The sequence below is a fragment of the Ferrovibrio terrae genome (assembly GCF_943371255.1).
In the GTDB taxonomy this organism is placed as follows: Bacteria; Pseudomonadota; Alphaproteobacteria; order Ferrovibrionales; family Ferrovibrionaceae; genus Ferrovibrio; species Ferrovibrio terrae_B.
In genome coordinates, this window is record NZ_CALRUC010000022.1 from 1 (window position 1) to 20,640 (window position 20,640).

20 protein-coding genes are annotated in these 20,640 nt (G+C 61.8%); 11 read left to right on the forward strand and 9 right to left on the reverse strand.

The genetic code is table 11. From position 1 onward, the window contains the following. From AAG799_RS07200 to AAG799_RS07210, 3 genes are all read left to right on the forward strand, one after another. A partial coding sequence (locus AAG799_RS07200; protein ID WP_341895132.1) for an iron ABC transporter permease occupies window positions 1-1,647 on the forward strand: 1,647 nt, incomplete at its 5' end. A 44-nt stretch (window positions 1,648-1,691) separates the two neighbouring features. After that, a complete protein-coding gene (locus AAG799_RS07205; RefSeq protein WP_341895133.1) occupies window positions 1,692-3,248 on the forward strand; it encodes a tetratricopeptide repeat protein in 1,557 nt (518 codons plus the stop codon). A gap of 13 nt (window positions 3,249-3,261) precedes the next feature. Next, a complete protein-coding gene (locus AAG799_RS07210; RefSeq protein ID WP_341895134.1) occupies window positions 3,262-4,563 on the forward strand; it encodes a hypothetical protein in 1,302 nt (433 codons plus the stop codon). Window positions 4,564-4,575: 12 nt separating this feature from the next. Here the strand turns inward: AAG799_RS07210 and AAG799_RS07215 are convergent, their stop codons facing one another. Beyond that, complete coding sequence (locus tag AAG799_RS07215) at window positions 4,576-4,863, reverse strand: hypothetical protein (RefSeq protein WP_341895135.1); 288 nt, start codon at window positions 4,861-4,863, stop codon at window positions 4,576-4,578. Window positions 4,864-4,982: 119 nt separating this feature from the next. Continuing rightward, entirely contained in the window at window positions 4,983-6,044 is a 1,062-nt protein-coding gene (locus AAG799_RS07220) for a Fe(3+) ABC transporter substrate-binding protein (protein ID WP_341895136.1), read from the reverse strand. A 193-nt stretch (window positions 6,045-6,237) separates the two neighbouring features. Here AAG799_RS07220 and AAG799_RS07225 point away from each other — a divergent pair, with 193 nt between their 5' ends. Genes AAG799_RS07225 through AAG799_RS07235 form a run of 3 tightly spaced genes read left to right on the forward strand, consistent with a single transcriptional unit; the run spans window position 6,238 to window position 9,431 of the window. After that, entirely contained in the window at window positions 6,238-7,455 is a 1,218-nt protein-coding gene (locus AAG799_RS07225) for an acyltransferase (RefSeq protein WP_341895137.1), read from the forward strand. A gap of 33 nt (window positions 7,456-7,488) precedes the next feature. Next, entirely contained in the window at window positions 7,489-9,048 is a 1,560-nt protein-coding gene (locus AAG799_RS07230; RefSeq protein WP_341895138.1) for an MHYT domain-containing protein, read from the forward strand. Continuing rightward, entirely contained in the window at window positions 9,045-9,431 is a 387-nt protein-coding gene (locus tag AAG799_RS07235; protein WP_341895139.1) for a response regulator, read from the forward strand. The genes AAG799_RS07230 and AAG799_RS07235 overlap by 4 nt, the downstream gene beginning before the upstream one ends. Here the strand turns inward: AAG799_RS07235 and AAG799_RS07240 are convergent. The 4 genes from AAG799_RS07240 to AAG799_RS07255 form a co-directional block, all read right to left on the reverse strand. Beyond that, window positions 9,428-9,832, reverse strand: coding sequence for a response regulator (locus AAG799_RS07240; RefSeq protein WP_341895140.1), 405 nt, complete (start codon window positions 9,830-9,832; stop codon window positions 9,428-9,430). The genes AAG799_RS07235 and AAG799_RS07240 overlap by 4 nt on opposite strands. Window positions 9,833-9,984: 152 nt before the next feature. After that, window positions 9,985-10,770, reverse strand: a complete 786-nt coding sequence (locus AAG799_RS07245) for an alpha/beta hydrolase (RefSeq protein WP_341895141.1) — start codon at window positions 10,768-10,770, stop codon at window positions 9,985-9,987. 16 nt (window positions 10,771-10,786) lie between these two features. Further along, window positions 10,787-12,337: a benzoate-CoA ligase family protein gene (locus AAG799_RS07250; RefSeq protein WP_341895142.1), complete on the reverse strand. Its 1,551-nt coding sequence runs from the start codon at window positions 12,335-12,337 to the stop codon at window positions 10,787-10,789. Between the two features lie 58 nt (window positions 12,338-12,395). Beyond that, window positions 12,396-12,863 carry a flavodoxin domain-containing protein gene (locus AAG799_RS07255; RefSeq protein WP_341895143.1) on the reverse strand — a complete coding sequence of 156 codons (468 nt, stop codon included), beginning with the start codon at window positions 12,861-12,863 and terminating at the stop codon, window positions 12,396-12,398. A 92-nt stretch (window positions 12,864-12,955) separates the two neighbouring features. Between AAG799_RS07255 and AAG799_RS07260 the strand changes: the two genes are divergently transcribed. The 5 genes from AAG799_RS07260 to gpt all read left to right on the forward strand — a co-directional run bounded on the left by AAG799_RS07260 (window position 12,956) and on the right by gpt (window position 18,164). Further along, a complete protein-coding gene (locus AAG799_RS07260) occupies window positions 12,956-13,858 on the forward strand; it encodes a helix-turn-helix transcriptional regulator (protein WP_341895144.1) in 903 nt (300 codons plus the stop codon). A 70-nt stretch (window positions 13,859-13,928) separates the two neighbouring features. After that, entirely contained in the window at window positions 13,929-15,611 is a 1,683-nt protein-coding gene (gene boxC, locus AAG799_RS07265; protein ID WP_341895145.1) for a 2,3-epoxybenzoyl-CoA dihydrolase, read from the forward strand. A gap of 22 nt (window positions 15,612-15,633) precedes the next feature. After that, the gene (gene boxB, locus AAG799_RS07270; protein ID WP_341895146.1) at window positions 15,634-17,046 is read left to right on the forward strand and encodes a benzoyl-CoA 2,3-epoxidase subunit BoxB; all 1,413 of its coding nucleotides are present in this window, start codon (window positions 15,634-15,636) and stop codon (window positions 17,044-17,046) included. Between the two features lie 132 nt (window positions 17,047-17,178). After that, a complete protein-coding gene (locus tag AAG799_RS07275) occupies window positions 17,179-17,634 on the forward strand; it encodes a thioesterase family protein (RefSeq protein WP_341895147.1) in 456 nt (151 codons plus the stop codon). Window positions 17,635-17,657: 23 nt separating this feature from the next. After that, window positions 17,658-18,164, forward strand: a complete 507-nt coding sequence (gene gpt, locus AAG799_RS07280) for a xanthine phosphoribosyltransferase (RefSeq protein WP_341895148.1) — start codon at window positions 17,658-17,660, stop codon at window positions 18,162-18,164. Between the two features lie 30 nt (window positions 18,165-18,194). On the opposite strand, the gene AAG799_RS07285 is transcribed toward gpt, so the two are convergent. Genes AAG799_RS07285 through AAG799_RS07295 form a run of 3 tightly spaced genes read right to left on the reverse strand, consistent with a single transcriptional unit; the run spans window position 18,195 to window position 20,639 of the window. Next, window positions 18,195-18,833: an ABC-type transport auxiliary lipoprotein family protein gene (locus AAG799_RS07285; RefSeq protein ID WP_341895149.1), complete on the reverse strand. Its 639-nt coding sequence runs from the start codon at window positions 18,831-18,833 to the stop codon at window positions 18,195-18,197. Continuing rightward, window positions 18,830-19,822, reverse strand: coding sequence for an MlaD family protein (locus tag AAG799_RS07290; protein ID WP_341895150.1), 993 nt, complete (start codon window positions 19,820-19,822; stop codon window positions 18,830-18,832). The genes AAG799_RS07285 and AAG799_RS07290 overlap by 4 nt, the downstream gene beginning before the upstream one ends. A gap of 1 nt (window position 19,823) precedes the next feature. Beyond that, window positions 19,824-20,639 (reverse strand): ABC transporter ATP-binding protein, encoded by an 816-nt coding sequence (locus AAG799_RS07295; protein WP_341895151.1) that lies wholly within the window; start codon window positions 20,637-20,639, stop codon window positions 19,824-19,826. Between the last annotated feature and the right edge of the window lies 1 nt (window position 20,640).

Consider the following 20,640-nt stretch of genomic DNA (forward strand, 5'->3'; position numbering starts at 1 on the left):
CGCCATGGCATGGGGTGGCTGGTGTTTGCCAGCCTGGTCGCTCTGGTCATTGCCGCGCCGATTTTCGCCATTCTGGTCAACCTCGCCCAGCCGGCGCCGGAAGTCTGGCAGCACCTGATTTCCACCGTGCTGCCCGAGATGCTGCTCAACACGGTTCTATTGATGATCGGGGTCGGGCTGGGTGCCATGGCGGTCGGCACGGGCTGTGCCTGGCTGGTCACCATGACCGAGTTCCCCGGGCGGCGTTTCCTGTCCTGGGCGCTGTTCCTGCCGCTGGCGATGCCGGCCTATGTTAGCGCTTTCATCTACAGCGACCTGCTGCAATTCGCCGGCCCGGTGCAAACCGGCTTGCGGCAGCTGTTCGGCTGGCAGCGCGGCGATTACTGGTTTCCCGATTTCATGTCGCTGCAGGGTGCCATCGCGCTCTTCATCTTCAGCTTCTATCCTTACGTCTTCATGCTGGCCCGCGCCGCCTTCCTCGACCAGTCGGTCTGCGTGCTGGAAGTCGGCCGCACGCTTGGCCTGGGGCCCTGGACCCGCTTTCGCCGCATCGCGCTGCCGCTGGCGCGGCCGATGATCGCCGGCGGTGTCGCGCTGGTGCTGATGGAAACCCTGGCCGATTTCGGTGCCGTCAGCTGGCTCGGCGTTCCCACCTTTACCACCGCGATCTATCGCACCTGGTTCGGCATGGGCGATGTCACTGCCGCGGCGCAGCTCGCCGCCATGCTGCTGATCTTCGTGCTTGCCGTCGTCATGCTGGAACGCGCCGGCCGGCAGGCCAAACGATTCCATCATACCTCCGCACGCACACGACCGTTGCCGCTGCGCCCGCTGTCGACAACAGCCGCCACATTCGCGATCATGGCCTGTGCCCTGCCGATCCTGATCGGCTTTGCCCTGCCCGGCGGTTGGCTGCTGCATCTGGCCCTCAATGAGGGCGATGGCTTCAGCATCAGCCGCCTCGCCGGTTTCGCGGCCAACAGTTTCGTTCTGGCCGGCATCGCCGCGGTGATCCTGATCGCGGTGGCGCTGGGCCTGGCCTATGTTCACCGCATCACACCCAGCCGTATCACCAACTGGGTGATCCGCCTTGCCACCATGGGCTATGCTGTGCCCGGATCGGTCATAGCCATCGGCGTCGTGCTGCCACTTGCCGCCTTCGACCATACCCTGAACGCGCTGTCCGGCTCCCTGTTCGGCAAAGGGCCCGGGCTGCTGCTGAGCGGCACCGTGATCGCCCTGTTCTATGCCTATCTGGTGCGATTCCTCGCAGTCGCCTTCAATACGGTGGACGGTGGCCTGCACCGAATCAGGCCCAGCCTGGACCAAGCCGCCCGGGTGCTGGGCGAAACTCCGCTGGGCGTGATCCGGCGGGTCCATGCGCCCCTGCTGCGCGGCAGCCTGCTGACCGCGGCCATGCTGGTTTTCGTGGATGTATTGAAAGAATTACCGGCCACCATGATCGTGCGGCCCTTTGATTTCGATACCCTGGCGGTTCGGGTCTACCAGCTGGCCAGCGACGAACGGCTGGCCGAGGCATCGACCGGCGCCCTGATCATTGTGGCGGTGAGCCTCATTCCCGTAATCTGGCTGCATCATGTGGTGGCACGGTCGCGTCCCGGCGAAAGTGAAACCGACGCAGCGTAACCCGCCGGACATACAGGGCCGGCGGCAGGCAGGATTTTAGGATTATGGCGAATTCAGTCAGCGACATGCTTCTGCAGCAGGCCGGCATCGGCACCAATACCGATCCGGTTGCCGCCGCCAATGCCCTGGCTGGCCAGGGCGACCTCGATGGCGCGCAGCGCATCCTGCAGGATGTGCTGAAGCGACTGCCCAGCCATGTGGAGGCCTGGTTCCGTCTTGGCCAGATTCATGCCCAGCGCGATGAGTTCAAGCCTGCGGTGCAGGCCTTCAAACGCGTGATCGGTCTGGCGCCGACAGCACCGGAAGGCTACGTGCATCTGGGCAACGCCTATCTGCGCAACGGACGCACCAACCAGGCCCTGCAGGCCTATCGCGATGGTCTGCTGTCCAACCCGACCTATGCCCTGCTGCATTTCAATATCGGCGTCGCGCTCAAGCAGACCGGCGATCTGGCTGGCGCAATCGAGAGCTATCAGGCAGCCCTTAGTTTCAATCCTTCCTACGCGCAGGCCTATTTCAGCCTGGGCAACGCCTATCGCGAAAACAACCAGCTGCAGGAAGCCGAAGACACCTATCGCCAGGCCCTGGCACTGCAGCCCAATTATGCGGCGGCCCATGTCAACCTGGCCGGCCTGCTGACGATACGGGAAGATTATCCTGCTGCGGCCGAAGCCGCCTTTGCCGCCTTGCAGCTGTCGCCCGACCAGCCCGATGCGCTGCGCACCCTGTCGCTGTCGCTGCACAAGATTGGCCGCTATGCCGAGGGTGCCGAAATTGCCGCCCGGGCGCTGGTCGTTTCGCCCAACGACACCATGCTGCAATACCATATGGGCGAGATGCTTTATGGCCTGGTGCGCAGCGGCGAGACCGCCAAGGCGCGCGAATATGCCGAACGCTGGAAGGCCGCCTTCCCCGATGATGCGGTGGCACAGCATATGGCTGCCGCGGTCCTGGGCGGCCAGGTGCCCGAACGCGCTGGCGACGGCTATGTCCGCGAGACCTTCGACCGCTTCGCCAATGATTTCGAGAAAGTGCTGGGCGGCCTGGGCTATCGTGTGCCGGAGCTGCTCTGCACGGCCATCAAGGATCAGCTGGCTGGCCGCACCGGCCTGACCGTGCTCGACGCCGGCTGCGGCACCGGGCTCTGCGCACCGTTCCTGCGACCGGTATCGAAGACCCTGGTGGGCGTCGATCTCAGTGGCGGCATGCTGGCCAAGGCACAGGAGCGCAAGATTTATGATGCGCTGCATGAGGCCGAACTGGGCGCCTTCCTCGCGGCAACGAGTGACCGCTACGACATCACCGTTGCCGCCGACGTTTTCTGTTATTTCGGCGCCCTGACCCCGAGCTTCACCGCGCTGGCCGCCAGGACTGCGCCGCAGGGACTGTTCGGGTTCACTGTCGAAGCGATGCCGTTTGATGCCGGCAGCAACGATGGCTACCGCCTTGGCCCCACCGGGCGCTACCAGCACGACGCCGGCTATGTGAAGGGCGCGCTGGAACAAGCCGGTTTCACCGTAATCAGTTTCGAAGACACCCACGGCCGCGAAGAAATGGGCCAGCCGGTGCCCTGTTTCATGGTGCTTGCCAAGCATGGCTGATCCGGTCTGAGCGATGCGGGTGCGCTTGCTGTTGCTGGTTGCCATTGGCGCCATGGCGCTGGTTGGCGGCATTGTCATTTCCACACTGCAGCCGGAATGGAGCCGCAAGCCGACCGTGACAGCCAGCCCGCAGACCCCGATCCACTACCGCTACATTCCGAATTACATTCCGGTATCGCCCTACAAGCGCGACATGAACGGGCGGTTTCGCGTGGAACTGCAGGCCCTGCGCGACCAGGTGATGGCCCTGCATCGCGATGGCCATGAGCCGCTCTGCTCGACCCAGATCATGGGCGAAGCACGCGATATGATGAATTATACAAACAACATCGAAGGCGTGCGCGCGCGGCTGGATGACCTGCGCGCCAGCCTGGCCGATCCGGACCAGGATCACGCCTTCAAGCAATCGCCCGAGGATGGCTCCTGGGGTGGCTGCTACAAGTCATGGTATCTGCGGCTCGATGCCAGCGTCGACCCGCTGAAGGAACTGGTCGAAGCCGGCAAGACGCCGGAATATCCGCTGCATTTCTTCGAGCCGGTCAACACGCCGGAAAAGATGCGCAACTACCTTGAGGGCCTGCTGGTCTCCGATGTGAAAGCCACCGGCATCGATAACCGCAAGGAACTCAACTACGCGATCACCAGCCTGGCGCAGCTGCTGTTCAAGCCGAAGGTGGCCGCCTTGCTGCCGACTGGTACGCCGGTGGTGGAACTGGCCGCGACCCTGAACGACTTCCTCGACAAGACGGCGCAGAATCCCGAAACCGGTTTCTGGGGCGCCTGGTACATGATCGATGGCGAACTGAAGAAAACCAACGACCTCAGCATCACCTTCCATGCCATCAGCTACCGGCCGAACGACCCGCCGCATATGCGCGAACTGGCCGATACGCTGTTTGCCATCCGCACCAGCCGCTATCCTTACGGCTGGCGCGACCAGGGCAAGCAGAACAATCACCATGCCTATGACGTTACCCGCCTGCTGCGCCGTGCTTGGCCCTATATGACGGCCGAGCAGAAGTCGCGCGCCACGGCGGAATTGACCATCATGGTGGCGCGCTCGCTCAACGTGTCGATCCGGCCGGACGGCCATTTCGATGACGAACCCTATGCCAGTCCGGCCGAGGCGTATTATTTCGGCGTGTCATTCCTGGATGAAGTTGGCTTCTTCCGCGCCAGCCGCCGGTTCTGGACGCCGCTGGAAGTGAGCGATTCCGAGTCATTGCGCAGCGTGATACGGCAGCATCTGCTGAAAATGGATCAGCGCAATGCGATGGTCACCGCCGCCCTGCGCAAGCTGAACGCCGAGGACTGAGGCGGCCCGGCATCAGTTGCGCGGCGCGGCCTGCCGCGCGAGATCCTTCACCCGCACATCCAGCGTGTTGAGCCGGCCGTTCAATTCGGCCAGGTCTCCGGCAATGATTTCGGTATCGGTCGCCAGCGAGGCCACCATGTTGACCGTCGCAGCCGTGACCTTGTCGATGCTGGCATTCAGCACCTGGAATTCGCCCTGCTGCCCGCGCGCTGCATGCAGGCCGCCGATATAGCCACCGATCAGGCCGCCGCCGAATGAAAACGACAGCAGTGCGGCAAGCGTGATTACGGTGCGGGTCATGACGGTCCTCCGGAAGAATCGGCCCGCAGTTTATCCGATCCCCTGTTCCATGCCACCGGCAACGGAAAAGGGCGGGGTTTCCCCCGCCCTTCTGTCCAGTCCAGTTTCAGCCAGACCGGTTACTTCCAGCCAGCCCGGTCCATCAGCTTCAGCGCATCTTCGTTGTTGCGGCCGAAGACGGCGGCATTGATCTGGTCTTCCTTGAACTCGGCCCAGGATGCGATCACCGGGTGCAGCGGCACATTGGCGATTACCGGGAATTCGTAGTTGCCCTTGGCAAAGTAGTTCTGTGCTTCGGCAGAGGCGAGATACTCGAGGAACTTGATCGCATTCGCCTTGTTCGGTGCATATTTGGCAACGCCGGCGCCGCTGACATTCACATGGGTACCGCGATCGCCCTGGTTGGGGAAGATCACTGCCAGTTTGGCCACCACGGCCTTGTCTTCCGGCTTGGCCGAATTCAGCAGGCGCGCGAAGTAATAGGTGTTCGACAGCGCCACGTCGCCCTCACCGGCCGCCACCGCCTTGATCTGGTCGGTGTCGCCACCCTTCGGCGCGCGGGCGAAATTCTCCACCACATGCCTGGCCCAAACCTCGGTTGCCGGTGCACCCAGCGTGGCAATCATCGAGCCGACGATCGACTGGTTGTAAACGTTGGTGGACGAGCGGATCAGCAGGCGGCCCTTCCACTTCGGATCGGCCAGATCCTCGTAGCGGGTCAGTTCACCCGATTTCACCTTGTCCTTGTTCACCACCAAGACACGCGCGCGCTTGGAAAAGCCGAACCAGTGGCCCTCGGCTTCGCGCAGATGCGCCGGGATCGCCTTTTCCAGTACCGCTGACTTGGTCGGCTGCAGCAGGCCGTTCTGCTGCGCACGCCAGAGCCGGCCCGCATCCACCGTGATCAGCACGTCGGCCGGGCTCTTGTCGCCCTCGGCGCGCATCCGCTGCAGCAGCTGATCCTCACCGGCTTCGATTCGATTGATCTTGATGCCGGTCTTTTTGGTGAAGGTCTCGTACAGCGCCTCGTCGGTGTCGTAATGGCGCGAGGAATACAGGTTCACCACCTTGTCCTGGGCCATGACCGCCTGCGGCAGACCGAACACCATGCTGGCAGCAAGTGCCCCCAACAGCAGCAGGCGGCGCGAAACCGTGGCGGAAATGGTGGTTTGCCGGCGCATATGATCCTCCAAAACGGGCTCTTGATAATGACTTTCAGTCAAATTAGCACCAGCTCGGCCTGGCTGCAAGTGAGAGTAAAACTCAGATAAACTTTACCCGCTAACCGCAATCATCAGTTGTCAAACCCGCCATAGACGCCACGGGCAAACCCCTCCAGTCCCGCCCCGAACCGGCCGCTTGATGGATCCAGATATGGCCGTTACAGGAAAGAAGAGATCGCAAAAACGCCCGATCAACCCTGGTGTCATCACTGTGTTGTCCAAAATAAATCCCGAGCCAATCGACTACCTTCTGATCCTGCGGGGTATCGCAATCATCGGTGTCTTGCTTGGCCACGCCTTTGGCATCGGAGAATACAGTCTCGGGACGTTCATCTCACAAAGCACTGTGGGCGTATTCATACACGGGAACCAGCATAAGAATTCCATTCTGGACGCACTCTTTGTCCTGACTCCGTTGCTGGGTACAAACTTTGTCATTCTGTTCTTTGTGCAGAGCGGCTACCTCATGGGGAAGGTGTTTCACGACGCCCGCTACGATGTCTCGTGGCATGGCATCGCTGCATTCTACAAGAATCGCTATTATCGGCTGGCGCCTCTTCTGTACTTCAATCTGGCGATATGCATTGGCCTGTATGGCGCTTCAGTCTTGTCGCTCAAAACCCTGCTTGGCGACCTGTTCTTCGTGAATAATTTTACAGGGCGCAGCATCAATCTTGTGACGTGGTCACTGTCGCACGAAATGCAATATTACCTTGTCGCACCCTTCGTGTTCTGGGCGTTTGGGCATCGGCGGTTTGGTCTTCCCTTGTGTCTGGTAGCCCTCGCAGCAGCATGGTGGCTGACCTCGACATGGCGGTATGGCGAATACTTCCAGTACGTCTATGCTTTCCTAGCCGGATACGCCGTCAACCTGGCCATCCAACGCCGGTCATTTCAGGTGAATGAAGGCCTAAAGCTGACAGCCCTCTTCATCGGGGCCTTAGTCATTCATTTGCTTTACAATTGGCTTGAATTGAATGGTCAGCGAACCTATGCACAACTCATTGTCGTGATTGCATCGATCGCCACCATATACTTGGTCGAATGTCCATCTGAAGACACTCTCGGTAGTCGATATAGTCTCTATCGGCATGCTGCCAGGCTCATGATGCTCACCGGAGCGATTTCATATAGCCTTTATCTTTGGCATTACCCGATCATCATGAGCCGGGCGGGACAGTTCGCAATCTGGACAGAAATCATTGCCGAACGAATTGGCATCATCACACACTGGCACAAAGTGATCCTGTTCCACTCGATTCAATTGGGATTTATCCTGCCCTTGGCTTATGCAATCTCTATCGCAACCTTCACACTTCTGGAGAGAAAATTTCGCCCCAATCTGTACAAAAGTGTTGTCGGAAATTAACCATCAGGCTCTGGCCCTATGTCAAATTTTGACATGCAATATCTTTCTGTCCCGTTGACCGAGACCTACCAGCCGGAACTGGTGCTGCTCAGTCTGACGGTGATTTTCTTCGCCAGCTTCACGGCCCTGACCCTGGCAGGCCGTATTGAATCCAGCAGCGGGCAGACCCGTATGGGCTGGCTGCTTGGTGCCGCGATCGCACTCGGTGGGGGCATCTGGAGCATGCATTTCGTCGCCATGCTCGCCTTCGACATGGACATGCCGGTGCGTTATGCACCGGGCCTCACGGTCATTTCATTCCTGGTTGCTATTGTCGTTGTGGCCTTCGGCCTCTTGCTCGTCGCGTTCCGGCCAGGCGAGGTCTACAGCCTGCCGGTGGCCGGCATTATCGCCGGCCTTGGTGTCAGCGCCATGCATTACACCGGCATGGCGGCCATGCAGATGGGCGCCACCATCCAGTGGGATGCCAAGTTGGTTGCCCTCTCGGTGCTGATCGGCATTGCCGCCTCCGCCGCCGCGCTGTGGCTCTCGTTCAACTCCCGCACACCGGGCGCCAAGCTCGGCGCTTCGGCGCTGATGACCGTTGCCGTGGCCGGCATGCATTACACCGGCATGGCCGCCGCCAGTTACATCCCTGCTCACGGCGCCCTCGCTCCGACGGAAGGCGCGTCGTCGGAGATTCTGGCCGTTGCGGTAGCCTCGGCGTCCTTTGTCATCCTGTTCCTGGCGCTGCTGGCCGCGATGTTCGACCAGACCCTGGCCAAACGCGCCCAGGCCGAGGCGCTGCGCCTGCGCAACATGAATGAAAAGCTGGAAGGCATGGTGGCCGAGCGCACCATCGAACTGCTGAAAGCCAAACACGTTGCCGAGCGTGCCAGCACAGCCAAGACCGATTTTCTGGCCAGCATGAGCCATGAACTGCGTACCCCGCTGAACGCGGTGATCGGCTATAGCGAAATCCTGATGGAGGAAGCCGAGGAGCGCGATGACGGCAGCGCACGCGGCGACCTGGAAAAAATCCACACTGCCGGCAAGCATATCCTGGCGCTGATCAACGACATTCTCGACCTTTCCAAGATTGAGGCGGGCAAGATGGACGTTGCCGTCGAACGCGTACAGCTGAAAGACCTGATCGACGATTCACTCACCGTCTGCCGTAGGCTGCTGGAAGATAATAACAACCACTGCACTGTCGAACACCGCAGTCGGGTGACACATCTGGATACCGACGCCACCAAGCTGCGTCAGGCGGTGATCAACCTGCTGGGCAATGCTGCCAAGTTCACCAAAAACGGTGAAGTCTCGATCGAAACCTGCTCGGTCCGTCGTGATGAGGCGGACTGGATCGAGATTGCCGTGCGCGATACCGGCATCGGCATTGCGCCGGAATTCCAGGCCGACATTTTCGAGGACTTCCATCGCGGCGACAGCAATACCGCGCGCCATCATGGCGGTACCGGGCTTGGTCTGGCGCTCAGCCGCCGGCTGGTTCGCCTGCTCGGCGGCGACATCACCCTGGTGTCCGCCTCGGGTAAGGGTGCCATCTTCACCATTGCGGTGCCGGCGCAAATCCAGAACGCCGTCGCCTCATGACCAAGCTGCTGATTGTCGAAGACAATGCCTTCAACCGCGACATGCTGGGACGCCGCCTGCAAAAGCGCGGATTCGACCTGTGTTATGCTGAAACCGGCGAGGCGGCACTGGACGTCGTCCCGCGTGAAATGCCCGATCTGATTCTCATGGATATCGGCCTGGGCAGCGGCATCGACGGGCTGGAGACCACCCGACGGCTGAAAGCCGTACCGCAGACTGCCGCCATTCCGGTGATCGCGCTGACGGCCCATGCCCTGGCGACTGATCGTGAACGCAGCCTGGATGCCGGCTGCGTCGACTACGACACCAAACCTGTAGATCTGACGCGTCTGCTGGCCAAGATCGAAGCAGCGTTCAAGTCGACCGGGACATCAAAAGCCTAATCGGCGGCGACCATATCGGTGCCGTCGCGCGCCGCCTTCAGGATATTGCGCAGCGCGTCGAGGCTGACCGGCTTCTGTAAGACGCCGACGATGTTGAGCCCGCGACTGCGGCCAATCGCGACCGCGGCTCGCGCAAAAGATGGGCTGTGTCCGGTGATGATGTAAATGGCAGCACGGCTGCGTTCTGCCGCCAGCCAGTTCATCAGCTCGATGCCATCTTCCGTCGGCATGACGATGTCGAGGCAAACGATGCTGGGCTGCACCGCGTGGTACACATCCTTGAACTCCGCCCCGGAGGTGGCGACGGAAACCTCGAACCCGGCCTTGGCGGCGACACGTTGCACGAAATCGCCGAATTCACGATGGTCATCGACCACCAGAATCCGGTTTGCCTGCGGCATAGCATCTGAAGGAGGGCTGCCAGTCATATCCTCAGTTGTTTAGTGAGAATCGGTGTACGCGCAACCAAATTGTGCGCAAAAAATTATACCCGGTGTGATACCCGCACAAAGTTACAGGCAGGAAATCTGCCGAATCCCGGCATTTCCATCATCTAAATCAACTCTTCGATGAATCCGGTCAAAGCCTTCAGGGTTGCAGCAGGCTGGTCGCGTTGGGGCGAATGGCCACAGCCGGGCAGCAGCAGCGTCTCGACTCCGCCTTTCGTGCGGCGCGCGATGCTGCCGACCTGCGCCGCGGTGCCGTATTCGTCATCCTCGCCCTGGATCACCAGCACCGGCACGCTGATCCGGTCAACATAAGCTTCGATATTCCAGCGCATGAAAGCCGGGTCGAGCCAGGCGTCGCACCAGCCGCGAAAGGCGCAGTCGACATTATCGCCATGATACTTCGCCAGCCGCGCGCGCAGGTCGCCTTCGGCATAGGCCTTGCCGGCGGTACGGATCGAGCTGACGGAAACCTCTTCGCAGAAACTGTGCGGCGCCAGCACGGCAACGCCAAGCAGATCGTCATGAACTTTGGCGCCGGCATAGATCAATGAGATCGAGGCACCGTCGGAATGGCCGACCAGGATATGCTTCTGGATGCCAAGAGCGGTGAGCAACGCTGGCAATCCCGCCTCGCCTTCCTCATGCATGTAGGTGAGCGGTCGCGGCAAGGCGCAAGGTGACGAGCCGCCATAGCCGATACGACTATAGACCAGCGCCGGCAGGCCGGTCGCCTGCGCCAGCTGATCGGGGAAATCGCGCCATAACGCGACACAGCCGAGGCCTTCATGCAGGAAGACCAACACTGGAAGCGCAGCATCATGCAACGCTGTGCCGCGATGCCCGACCCAGCGATACTCAATGCGACCGGTCGGCGTATCGACAGATTGCATACCGCTTCCGGGCATCTCAGCCGCGCAGCTTGAACCGCTGGATCTTGCCGGTCGCCGTCTTCGGCAGTTCGGCAACGAATTCGATCCAGCGCGGATATTTATAGGGTGCCAGACGATCCTTGACGAACATCTGCAACTCGCCGATCAGAGCTTCTTCCGCGACGAATTCCGCCCGCAGCACCACATAGGCCTTGGGCTTCACCAGTTCGTCCACATCGGCATGGGCGACGACGGCGGCTTCCAGCACTTTCGGATGTCCCAGCAGCGCGGACTCGACCTCGAATGGCGAGACCCAGATGCCGCTGACCTTCAGCATGTCGTCGCTGCGGCCCGCATATGTGTAATAGCCATCCTTGTCGCAGATATATTTGTCGCCGGTGCGCGTCCACGGGCCGTGGAAAGTGTTCAGGCTCTTGGTGCGATTGTTCCAGTAGGCAACCGCGCAGGACGGCCCGCTGACCAGCAGTTCGCCGATCTCGCCCGGCGCCACATCCTGACCGGCCTCGCCCACCACGCGCAGGTCATAGCCCGGCACGGCCTTGCCGGTGCTGCCATAGCGCACTTCGCCGGGCCGGTTGGACAGGAAGATATGCAGCATCTCGGTCGAGCCGATGCCGTCGAGAATCTCGACACCAAACAGCTTTTCCCAGCGCTTGCCGATATCTTCGGGGAGCGCCTCACCGGCCGAGACACAGCGGCGCAGCTTGGCCGAACCGCTGTCCTTGGTGATCGTGCTGTCTGCCAGGATGCCGCCATACAGCGTCGGCACACCGTAGAAGATGCTGCACTGATGATCCTTCAGCCGCTTCATGACCGCGGCCGGTGTTGGCCGTTCGGCCATCAGCACGGCGGTGGCGCCGACGTGCAGCGGGAAAGTCATGGCATTGCCCATGCCATAGGCGAAGAACAGCTTGGCAGCCGAGAAGACCACATCGTCTTCCTTGATGCCGAGCACGTCCTGCGCATAGAGCACGGCCGTGTGCACCAGGTCGCCATGCAGATGCATGGTGCCCTTGGGTGCACCGGTGGAGCCGGAAGAATAAAGCCAGAAGCCGATATCGTCGGGCGTGGTGGCGGCAGGGTCCAGCTGGTCGGACTGTTCATCCAGCAGTCTGGCCAGCGGCGTCACTGTTGGCGGCACCTGGCCCGAGATCAGCACATTCTGCAGACAGGGCTGGCCGGAAATGATCGGACGGAAGCGCTCCATCAGCGCATCCGACACAGCCAGCAGCACTGCACGGCTGTCGCGCAGCATGAAATCGTAATCAGGCGTGGTGAGCAAAGTATTCACCGGCACCGGCACGGCCCCGATCTTCATGGCACCGAAAAATAGTGCCGGGAAATCGATGCCATCCAGCAACGCCAGCAGCACGCGCTGCTCCGGCTGCACGCCCTGGGCCTTCAGCAGATTCCCGGCACGGTTCACACGTGCGGCAAGTTCCGCATAGGTGTAGCGGCCCTTGTCGTCGATGAAGGCGGTCTTGTCGCCACGGCCCTCGGCAATATGGCGGTCGATGAAATGGCTCGCGGCGTTATACCGCCGCGGCAGCTCGAGAAAGCGCGGCATCAATTCCTCCCGGGAATTTTTATAGTGTTATCGCCGCCCGCCTGAGAATGCGGGCGGGTTATGCAGCCTTGGCCAGCGGTTCGACCTGATCGGCCCATTCAATCGCCCAGGCCACGCCATCGTCTTCCGGCAACGTGCCGCCCGAGGCGTTATGCTGCATCCGGTCGCCCACCATGCTGGCATTCAGGCTGCGCAAGGCATCCTCGAACTGTTTGCCGCCATGATTGAACGTATCCTGGTAGGTGGTGTCGCCCAGACCGATGATGCCGACATATTTGCCGCTCAGATCGGGCCGCACCACCAGCAGGTCGGAATGGAAATCCCGCGCATTGTCGGGCACGTCACCCTGGCCGTAGGTGGAGGTGATGACAAGGAAAGCGCCCGGACGCTGGAACACGTCGGCCTTCAGGTTGTCCATCAGCAGGATGTCGACGGCATGGCCCTTGCCTTCCAGGGCCTTCTTGACGTCGCCCGCCACGAGTTCGGCAGTCCCCGTCATGGTGCCGACCAGAATGGATACCTGCATGAAACGCTCCTCAACAGAACCTTGGTAGTGAGCCCGAACTATAACGCATCATCTTCTGGCGCTCCAGAGGAAATTGCACTATAATGCACTTCATGAGTGAAACACGGGATAAAACCGCACCCGAGGATACCGTCTTCCTGCAGACGGTTGGAGAGCGTGTTCGCAACGCCCGTGCCCGCCGCGGTATGAGCCGCAAGATTCTGGCAAAGGATTCCGGGGTTTCCGAGCGCTACCTAGCCCAGCTGGAAGGCGGCGCCGGCAATATCTCGATCCTGCTGCTGCGCCAGATCGCCCGCGCCATGGATCTGCCGATCACCGATTTCCTCGGCGACCGCCCGCCGCTCGGCGTCGACCAGGCTTTGCTGCTGCGCCAGATCGAGGATCTGGCACCCGAGCAGTTGCAGGAACTGCAGGTCTTTGTGCGCGACCACTTTGGCATCGCGCCAAGCATAAAGCGGCATATCGCGCTGATCGGCCTGCGCGGTGCCGGCAAGACCACGCTGGGCATGCAGCTCGCGAACGCTTTCGGCTTGCAGTTTGTCGAAATGGCCAAGGAAATCGAAGTCGAAGCCGGCCTCTCGTTGAACGAGATTTTCGATCTTTACGGCCAGGCCGCCTATCGCCGCTTCGAGCGCCGGGCGCTGGAACGTGTCACCGCCGATCCGGCGCCGAAGGTGATCGCCACCGGCGGCAGCCTGCCGTCCGAGCCGGTCACCTATGCGCATCTGCTGTCGCAATGCTTCACCATCTGGCTGAAGGCCTCGCCCGAGGAACATATGGGCCGGGTGGTCGCCCAGGGCGATATGCGGCCGATCACCGGCCAGTCGGAAGCCATGGCCGACCTCAAACGCATCCTGACCCAGCGCGAGGCCCTCTATGCCCGCGCCGATATGAGCTTCGATACTGCCGGTAAATCGGCCAGCCAGGCCGCCACGGATCTTGCCACGGCACTGCGGGCCCATCCGGCCTGGCTCGCCCGCGAGGCCGCCGAGTAATCCTGCAAGATAATTCTTGCATCGGCTCGATAATGCATTATAATGCACATCGCAGTCAGGGAGGATTACAATGGCCGAACACCAGACCAATGGCGCCCATGGCCCGGTCGATTTCCGCACCGAGCCGAGCCAGTACAAACACTGGAAACTGAGCTTCGATGGCGCCGTCGCCACCCTGGCGATGGATGTGCGCGAAGATGGCGGCCTGCGCCCCGGCTACGAACTCAAGCTCAATTCCTACGATCTCGGCGTCGATATCGAACTGCATGACGCGATCCAGCGCCTGCGCTTCGAACATCCTGAAATCCGTTCGGTCGTCCTCACCTCGGGCAAGGAACGCATCTTCTGCGCCGGTGCCAATATCCGCATGCTCAACCAGTCGGCCCATGGCTGGAAGGTGAATTTCTGCAAATTCACCAACGAGACCCGCAATGGCATTGAAGATGCCACCAGCGAATCGAAACAGACCTATATCGCCGCCGTGAACGGCCCCTGCGCCGGCGGCGGCTACGAACTGGCGCTGGCCGCCGACTACATCCTGATGGCCGATGACGGCAACACCTCGGTATCGCTGCCGGAAGTGCCACTGCTCGCCGTGCTGCCCGGCACCGGTGGCCTCACCCGCCTGGTCGACAAACGCATGGTGCGCCGCGACCGCGCCGATTTCTTCTGCACCATCGAGGAAGGCATCAAGGGCAAGCGCGCCGTTGACTGGCGCCTGGTCGATGAAGTGGTGCCGCGTACCAAGCTGGCGGACACCGTGCGCGAGCGTGCCCAGGAAATGGCGGCAAAATCTGACCGCCCGGCCAATGCCAAGGGCGTGGCGCTGTCAAAGCTGGACCGCAAGATCGAAGGCGACCGCGTGGCCTACAGCCATGTCGAGGCCAAGATCGACCGCACCAAGGGCATTGCCGAAATCACCGTGCATGGCCCCAAGGTGGCACCGCCTGCCACAGCCGAGGCGATCCAGGCCCAGGGCGACCAGTTCTGGTCGCTGGCCTTCGCCCGCGAACTGGACGATCTGATCCTGCATCTGCGCACCAACGAAGAGACGGTGGGCATGTGGGTCTTCCGCAGCGAAGGCGATGCCGATCTGGTTGCCGCTTATGATGCCGCGCTCGAACAGCACAAGGCCAACTGGCTGGTGCGTGAGGTGCGTCTGTTCCTCAAGCGGGTATTCAAGCGCGTGGATGTGTCCTCGCGCTCGATCTTCGCGCTGATCGAACCCGGCTCCTGCTTCACCGGCACGCTGCTTGAACTCGTCGTGGCATCCGACCGCTCCTACATGCTGCACGGCCAGATGGAAGGCGACAATCGCCCGCCGGCGACTGTCCGCATGACGCCGATGAATTTCGGCGCCTATCCGATGGGCAATGGGCTGAGCCGCATTGCCAGCCGCAACCTCGACAATCCGGCGCAGGTCGATGAGTTGAAGAAACTGATCGGCAACGACCTCGATGCCGAGGCAGCCGACGAGGCTGGCCTCGTCACCTTCACGCCCGATGACATCGACTGGGAAGACGAAGTGCGCATCGCCATCGAAGAGCGCGCCGCCTTCTCGCCCGATGCCCTCACCGGCATGGAAGCCTCGCTTCGGTTCGGCGGCCCCGAGACCATGGAGACCAAGATCTTTGGTCGTCTGACGGCCTGGCAGAACTGGATTTTCCAGCGTCCCAACGCCGTTGGCGACCAGGGCGCGCTCAAGCTCTACGGCACCGGCCAGCGCGCCGCCTACGACCGCAAACGCGTCTAACGGATTTCAGGGAGAAACGGCCATGGCGATCGACTACAATTCCCGCATCCCGAATAACGTCAATCTCAGCGACAACCGCCGCCTGCAGCGTGCGCTGGAAGAGTGGCAGCCGAAATTCCTCGACTGGTGGGGCGATATGGGCCCGGCCGGTTTCCAGGCGCGTGAAGCCTATCTGCGCACCGCGATCAGCGTCGACAGCCAGGGCTGGGCGCATTTCGACTATGTGAAGATGCCCGACTATCGCTGGGGCATTTTCCTTGCCGAGCCGGAAGCCGAGCGCAAGGTCAACTTCGGCGACCACAAGGGCGAAGCCGCCTGGCAGGACGTGCCCGGTGAATATCGCAGCGTGCTGCGCCGCCTGATCGTGACGCAAGGCGACACCGAGCCGGCCTCGGTGGAGCAGCAGCGGCTGCTCGGCCAGACCTGCCCGTCGCTGTATGACATGCGCAACCTGTTCCAGGTCAATGTGGAAGAAGGCCGCCATCTCTGGGCCATGGTCTATCTGCTGGATGCCTATTTCGGCCGCGACGGTCGCGAAGAGGCCGAAGCCCTGCTGCAGCGCCGTTCGGGCGATGATGACAAGCCGCGTATCCTCGGCGCCTTCAACGAGGCGACGCCGGACTGGCTCAGCTTCTTCATGTTCACCTTCTTCACCGACCGCGACGGCAAGTTCCAGCTGGCCTCGCTGGCCGAGAGCGGCTTCGATCCACTGTCCCGCACCTGCCGCTTCATGCTGACCGAGGAAGCGCACCATATGTTCGTGGGCGAGACCGGCATCAGCCGCGTGATCCAGCGTACCTGCGAGATCATGCGCGACTTCAAGACCGACGATGTGCGCAAGCATGGCGCCATCGACCTGCCCACACTGCAGAAATACCTGAACTTCCATTTCTCCGTGTCGGTCGACCTGTTCGGTTCGGAAATCTCCACCAACGCCGCCAACTACTACACCATGGGCATCAAGGGCCGCTTCGACGAGACCCGCATCGGCGATGACCACAAGCTAACCGATGCCAGCTACAAGGTGCTGGAAGTGCATGGCGACGGTTTCCGCGAGACCGAGGCCTCGGCGCTGACCGCACTGAACGAACGCCTGCGTGACGACTATGTCGCCGATTGTGCCCGTGGCGTGATGCGCTGGAACCAGGTGATCAAGCGCCATGGCATCGACTTCGAGCTGAAGCTGCCGCACCGCGCCTTCCATCGCCAGATCGGCCAGTTCGCCGAGCTGCGCGTCGATCCGCAGGGCCGCGTCATCAGCCAGGCCGACTGGGACTCCCGGCATCACGACTGGCTGCCGACCGAGGACGACCGTCTGTTCGTCATCAGCCTGATGAAGCCGGTGACCGAGATCGGCAAATATGCCGCCTGGATCGCGCCGCCGGCCCGCGGCATCAACAACCAGCCGATCGATTTCGAATACGTCCGCGCCTGAGGCCGGGCTTAGTTAAAAAACCAAAACGCCTCCCTGTTTGGGTCACTTCTGGGGCGTCCGGACCATCCGGGCGCCCCCTTCTTTTTCGCCGGCGCTTCATTTTTACGGGAGGGCTCCGTATGATCCCGGCCCATGACCGATTCAGCTGCCTATACTCCCGACCGTCCCTTCGCTGCCGCCCGCATTGTGCAATGGGGTGAATGCGACCCCGCCGGCATGGTCTACACCACGCAGTTCCTCGACTATGTGATGGAGACGCTGGAGGCCTTCTGGCGCGATGTGATCGGTTTCAGCTTCCTGCGCCTGCACAAGGAGCTGGGCCTGGGTTCGCCCACGGTCAGCACGAAACTGGATTTCCAGCGTGCACTGAAAGGCGGCGACCCCTTCACGGTCGAGCTGCGCGTGGAAAAGCTGAGCCGCGCCACCATCACCTATGACTTCAAGGGCCGGAATGCCGCTGGCGAAGTCTGCTTCACCGGCACGCATGTCTCCTGCATCGTCGATGAGAAAATCCTGAAGTCGGTGGAAATTCCGCCGCATATCCGCGGCCCCATCGAAGCCTATCGCCAGGCGACCACCGCACAATAAGAGACCGGCCAAAGAGACCGAACATGACCGAGACCCACGGCTATACCAAATTCTTCCCGGTCTCCTGGGAAGAGCTGCATCGGCACTGCAAGGCGCTGGCCTGGCGCCTGCTCGACAACGGCACGACATACAAGGGCGTGGTGGCGATTACCCGCGGCGGCCTGGTGCCGGCGGCCATCGTGGCGCGCGAACTGAATGTGCGCGTGATCGAGACCATCTCCTGCTCGACCTATAACGAGCTGGAGCGCGGCACCAAGGTGAATATCCTGAAAGAAGCCACTGCCGCCCTGCCCGACCGGGGCGAAGGCTGGCTGATTATCGACGACCTGGTCGATACCGGCATTACCGCCAAAGCCGTGCGCCAGCTGCTGCCCAAGGCGCATTTCGCCACCATCTATGCCAAGCCTTCGGGCCGGCCGATGGTGGACAGCTACATCACCGAAGTGAGCCAGGATACCTGGATCCTGTTCCCCTGGGACATGGAAGCGGTGATGTCCAAGCCGATCGTCGAACTGCGCAGCAAGGGCTAAACCCACCCGCTACCGCAAGCGGATCTGGATTCAAGCGGCGTCTTTCTTACCCGTCGTCATCACCCACTGCACGGTATCGCGCAGTACCTTGCCCAGCGCGTCGTCGAAGGCTTCCACCACCGCCAGGATGGTGGTGTTTTTTGCCGTCGCGCGCCGCTCGAAAGTAGCGGACGCCACGATCTGCTGGCGCGGCTGCGCGATCAGTTTGGATTGCAGCACGATCACGATTTCCGGTGTGGCCTGTCCGTCTTTCAGCACCGCCTGGAATTCGCGCAGGTCGCTTTTCAGGTTGAAGTCCGAACGCAGGCCGACCGACTGCCGCCCGACGGCGACGATCTTGCCGGTATTCTCGAAACTCTCCACCAGTAGGGTCTGCACCATGCGCGGCGCCCGCTCGGCCCAGCGCGCCTCGGCGTAATACTTCACCTCGTAGGGGTTGGTGTAGATGGCGATCTTGTGGGTATCCAAGCCACCCGCGGCATAGGGCTCCTCCACCACCAGCTGCCAGTCGGCACGCGGCAGGCTGGGCGGGAAGGTCGTCTTGGGCGACAGGTTATAGAGATTGGATGGCGGCGCCTGCGGGATCAGGCCGCCACAGGCCGCGAGGCTGCCCGACAATGGCAGCGCAGCGGCAGCCAGCAGCAGGTTCCGTCTTGTGGTATCGCTCATCGCCGCGGCCCTCCCCCTTCATTGCGGTATTCGGCATCGCGGTTGCCGAACAGCACCGAACTCGGATTATCCTCCAGCCTCTGCGCCACGCGCGCCAGGCTGGCGACCAGGATACGCGCCTCCGCCATCAGACGACGGAATTCGCCGAAGCCATCCGTGGCCATGGTGTTGAGCGGCACGCGGTTCTCCTCGATGATGCCGCTGACACCGGCCAGCACCTCGTTCAGCTGCGCCATCGCCTTGCGCGCATCCTGCGCCGCCGCCGTGGCATCGCCTTCCAGCAGCCGATTGGTGGTCTTCAGTGTTGTCTCAGCCTCGTTCATCACGCGGTCCAGCTTGCTGGCGATCTCCTGCGCCGCCGAGGCCGCCTTGGCGATATCGGTGCTGGTCTTGGCAAAACTGTCGACCGCGCCGGCAATCGCATCCTGACGCTGCGCCAGCGTCTGCGACAGCGAGCGCAGGTCGGCAATGAAGCCGCCGATATTCTGCAGGTTCTCGTCGCTCAGCACCTGGGCGGCACGGGTGATCAGGTCAGGCGCGGCCTCGAACAGCGCCTCGATGGCAGAGGCTTTCGAACGGATCGTCGGGTATTTCGACAGGTCGCGGCCGGCCACCACCGGCAGGATCGGAGACTCGCGGCTGCCCGGCGTGATCTGCACAAACGACACGCCGGTGATGCCCTGCAACTGCAGCGTGGCTTCGGAATCGGCACGGATGGGCGTATCGGCATCGACCTCGGCCACGACGCGGACCCGGCTGGTATTCTCGCGGTCGATCAGAATCTGCGAGACCGAGCCGACCTTGATGCCGTTGAAGCGCACATCGCCACCAACGCCCAGGCCAGCAACCGATCCATTGAAGAAGATGTTGTAGCGTGCGACTTCCCGGTCGACCTCGGATTTGGCCAGCCATAGCACGAAGGCCACGATGGCAACCAGAAAGGCCAGCATGAAGCTGCCGATCAGCAGATGGTGCGCCCGGGTTTCCATGTCACATCCTCTCGTCCAGAGCCGCCGTAATGGCGGCGGCCCGGGCCCGTGGCCCGTGGAAATATTCGACCACCCATGGATGCTTGTCTTTCAGCATGACATCCATCGGACCGGTCAGCAGCACCTTCTTTTCCGCCAGCACGGCGATCCGATCACAAATGGCATGCAGCGAGTCGAGATCGTGGGTCACCATGAACACGGTCAGGCCCAGCGCCTGCTGCAGGTCACGCACCAGCTGGTCAAAGGCCGCCGCGCCAATCGGATCGAGGCCGGCGGTCGGTTCGTCGAAGAACACCACTTCGGGATCGAGCGCCAGGGCGCGCGCCAGACCGGCGCGCTTGCGCATGCCGCCCGACAGTTCCGCTGGATACTTGGAGCCGGCATCGGGTGACAGGCCAACCATAAACAGTTTGGCGGCCGCGATCTCATCCAGCAGATCCTGCGGCAGGTCGTAAAATTCCTTCAGCGGCACCTGGATATTCTGCGCCACCGTCAGCGAGGAAAACAACGCGCCATCCTGAAAAAGCACCCCAAAGCGCTGGCGCACCTTGCGCAGGGCCTCGGGCGAGCCATGGATCATGTCGGTGCCCAGCAACTCGATGCTGCCGGCCACGGCTTCGTTCAGTCCGATGATGGTGCGCAGCAGCACGGATTTACCGGTGCCCGAACCACCGACCACGCCGATCACCTCGCCGCGATAGACATCGAGATCAAGGCCCTGATGCACCACATTGTCATCGAAGCGATTGACCAGGCCGCGCACGCGGATCACGACATCGTTCCGCTGTGCCCCATTCTGTTGCAGACCCGCCGCCATG

Excerpts from the sequence above, each read along its gene's own strand:
- AAG799_RS07255 (WP_341895143.1), bottom strand. The coding sequence starts at position 12,863 with ATGCAGGTATCCATTCTGGTCGGCACCATGACGGGGACTGCCGAACTC.
- AAG799_RS07220 (WP_341895136.1), bottom strand. The coding sequence starts at position 6,044 with ATGCGCCGGCAAACCACCATTTCCGCCACGGTTTCGCGCCGCCTGCTG.
- AAG799_RS07285 (WP_341895149.1), bottom strand. The coding sequence starts at position 18,833 with ATGAGCGATACCACAAGACGGAACCTGCTGCTGGCTGCCGCTGCGCTG.
- AAG799_RS07245 (WP_341895141.1), bottom strand. The coding sequence starts at position 10,770 with ATGCAATCTGTCGATACGCCGACCGGTCGCATTGAGTATCGCTGGGTC.
- boxC (WP_341895145.1), top strand. The coding sequence starts at position 13,929 with ATGGCCGAACACCAGACCAATGGCGCCCATGGCCCGGTCGATTTCCGC.
- AAG799_RS07250 (WP_341895142.1), bottom strand. The coding sequence starts at position 12,337 with ATGCCGCGCTTTCTCGAGCTGCCGCGGCGGTATAACGCCGCGAGCCAT.
- AAG799_RS07210 (WP_341895134.1), top strand. The coding sequence starts at position 3,262 with ATGCGGGTGCGCTTGCTGTTGCTGGTTGCCATTGGCGCCATGGCGCTG.
- AAG799_RS07290 (WP_341895150.1), bottom strand. The coding sequence starts at position 19,822 with ATGGAAACCCGGGCGCACCATCTGCTGATCGGCAGCTTCATGCTGGCC.
- AAG799_RS07240 (WP_341895140.1), bottom strand. The coding sequence starts at position 9,832 with ATGCCGCAGGCAAACCGGATTCTGGTGGTCGATGACCATCGTGAATTC.
- AAG799_RS07205 (WP_341895133.1), top strand. The coding sequence starts at position 1,692 with ATGGCGAATTCAGTCAGCGACATGCTTCTGCAGCAGGCCGGCATCGGC.
- AAG799_RS07230 (WP_341895138.1), top strand. The coding sequence starts at position 7,489 with ATGCAATATCTTTCTGTCCCGTTGACCGAGACCTACCAGCCGGAACTG.
- AAG799_RS07225 (WP_341895137.1), top strand. The coding sequence starts at position 6,238 with ATGGCCGTTACAGGAAAGAAGAGATCGCAAAAACGCCCGATCAACCCT.
- AAG799_RS07215 (WP_341895135.1), bottom strand. The coding sequence starts at position 4,863 with ATGACCCGCACCGTAATCACGCTTGCCGCACTGCTGTCGTTTTCATTC.
- gpt (WP_341895148.1), top strand. The coding sequence starts at position 17,658 with ATGACCGAGACCCACGGCTATACCAAATTCTTCCCGGTCTCCTGGGAA.
- AAG799_RS07260 (WP_341895144.1), top strand. The coding sequence starts at position 12,956 with ATGAGTGAAACACGGGATAAAACCGCACCCGAGGATACCGTCTTCCTG.
- AAG799_RS07235 (WP_341895139.1), top strand. The coding sequence starts at position 9,045 with ATGACCAAGCTGCTGATTGTCGAAGACAATGCCTTCAACCGCGACATG.
- boxB (WP_341895146.1), top strand. The coding sequence starts at position 15,634 with ATGGCGATCGACTACAATTCCCGCATCCCGAATAACGTCAATCTCAGC.
- AAG799_RS07275 (WP_341895147.1), top strand. The coding sequence starts at position 17,179 with ATGACCGATTCAGCTGCCTATACTCCCGACCGTCCCTTCGCTGCCGCC.
- AAG799_RS07295 (WP_341895151.1), bottom strand. The coding sequence starts at position 20,639 with ATGGCGGCGGGTCTGCAACAGAATGGGGCACAGCGGAACGATGTCGTG.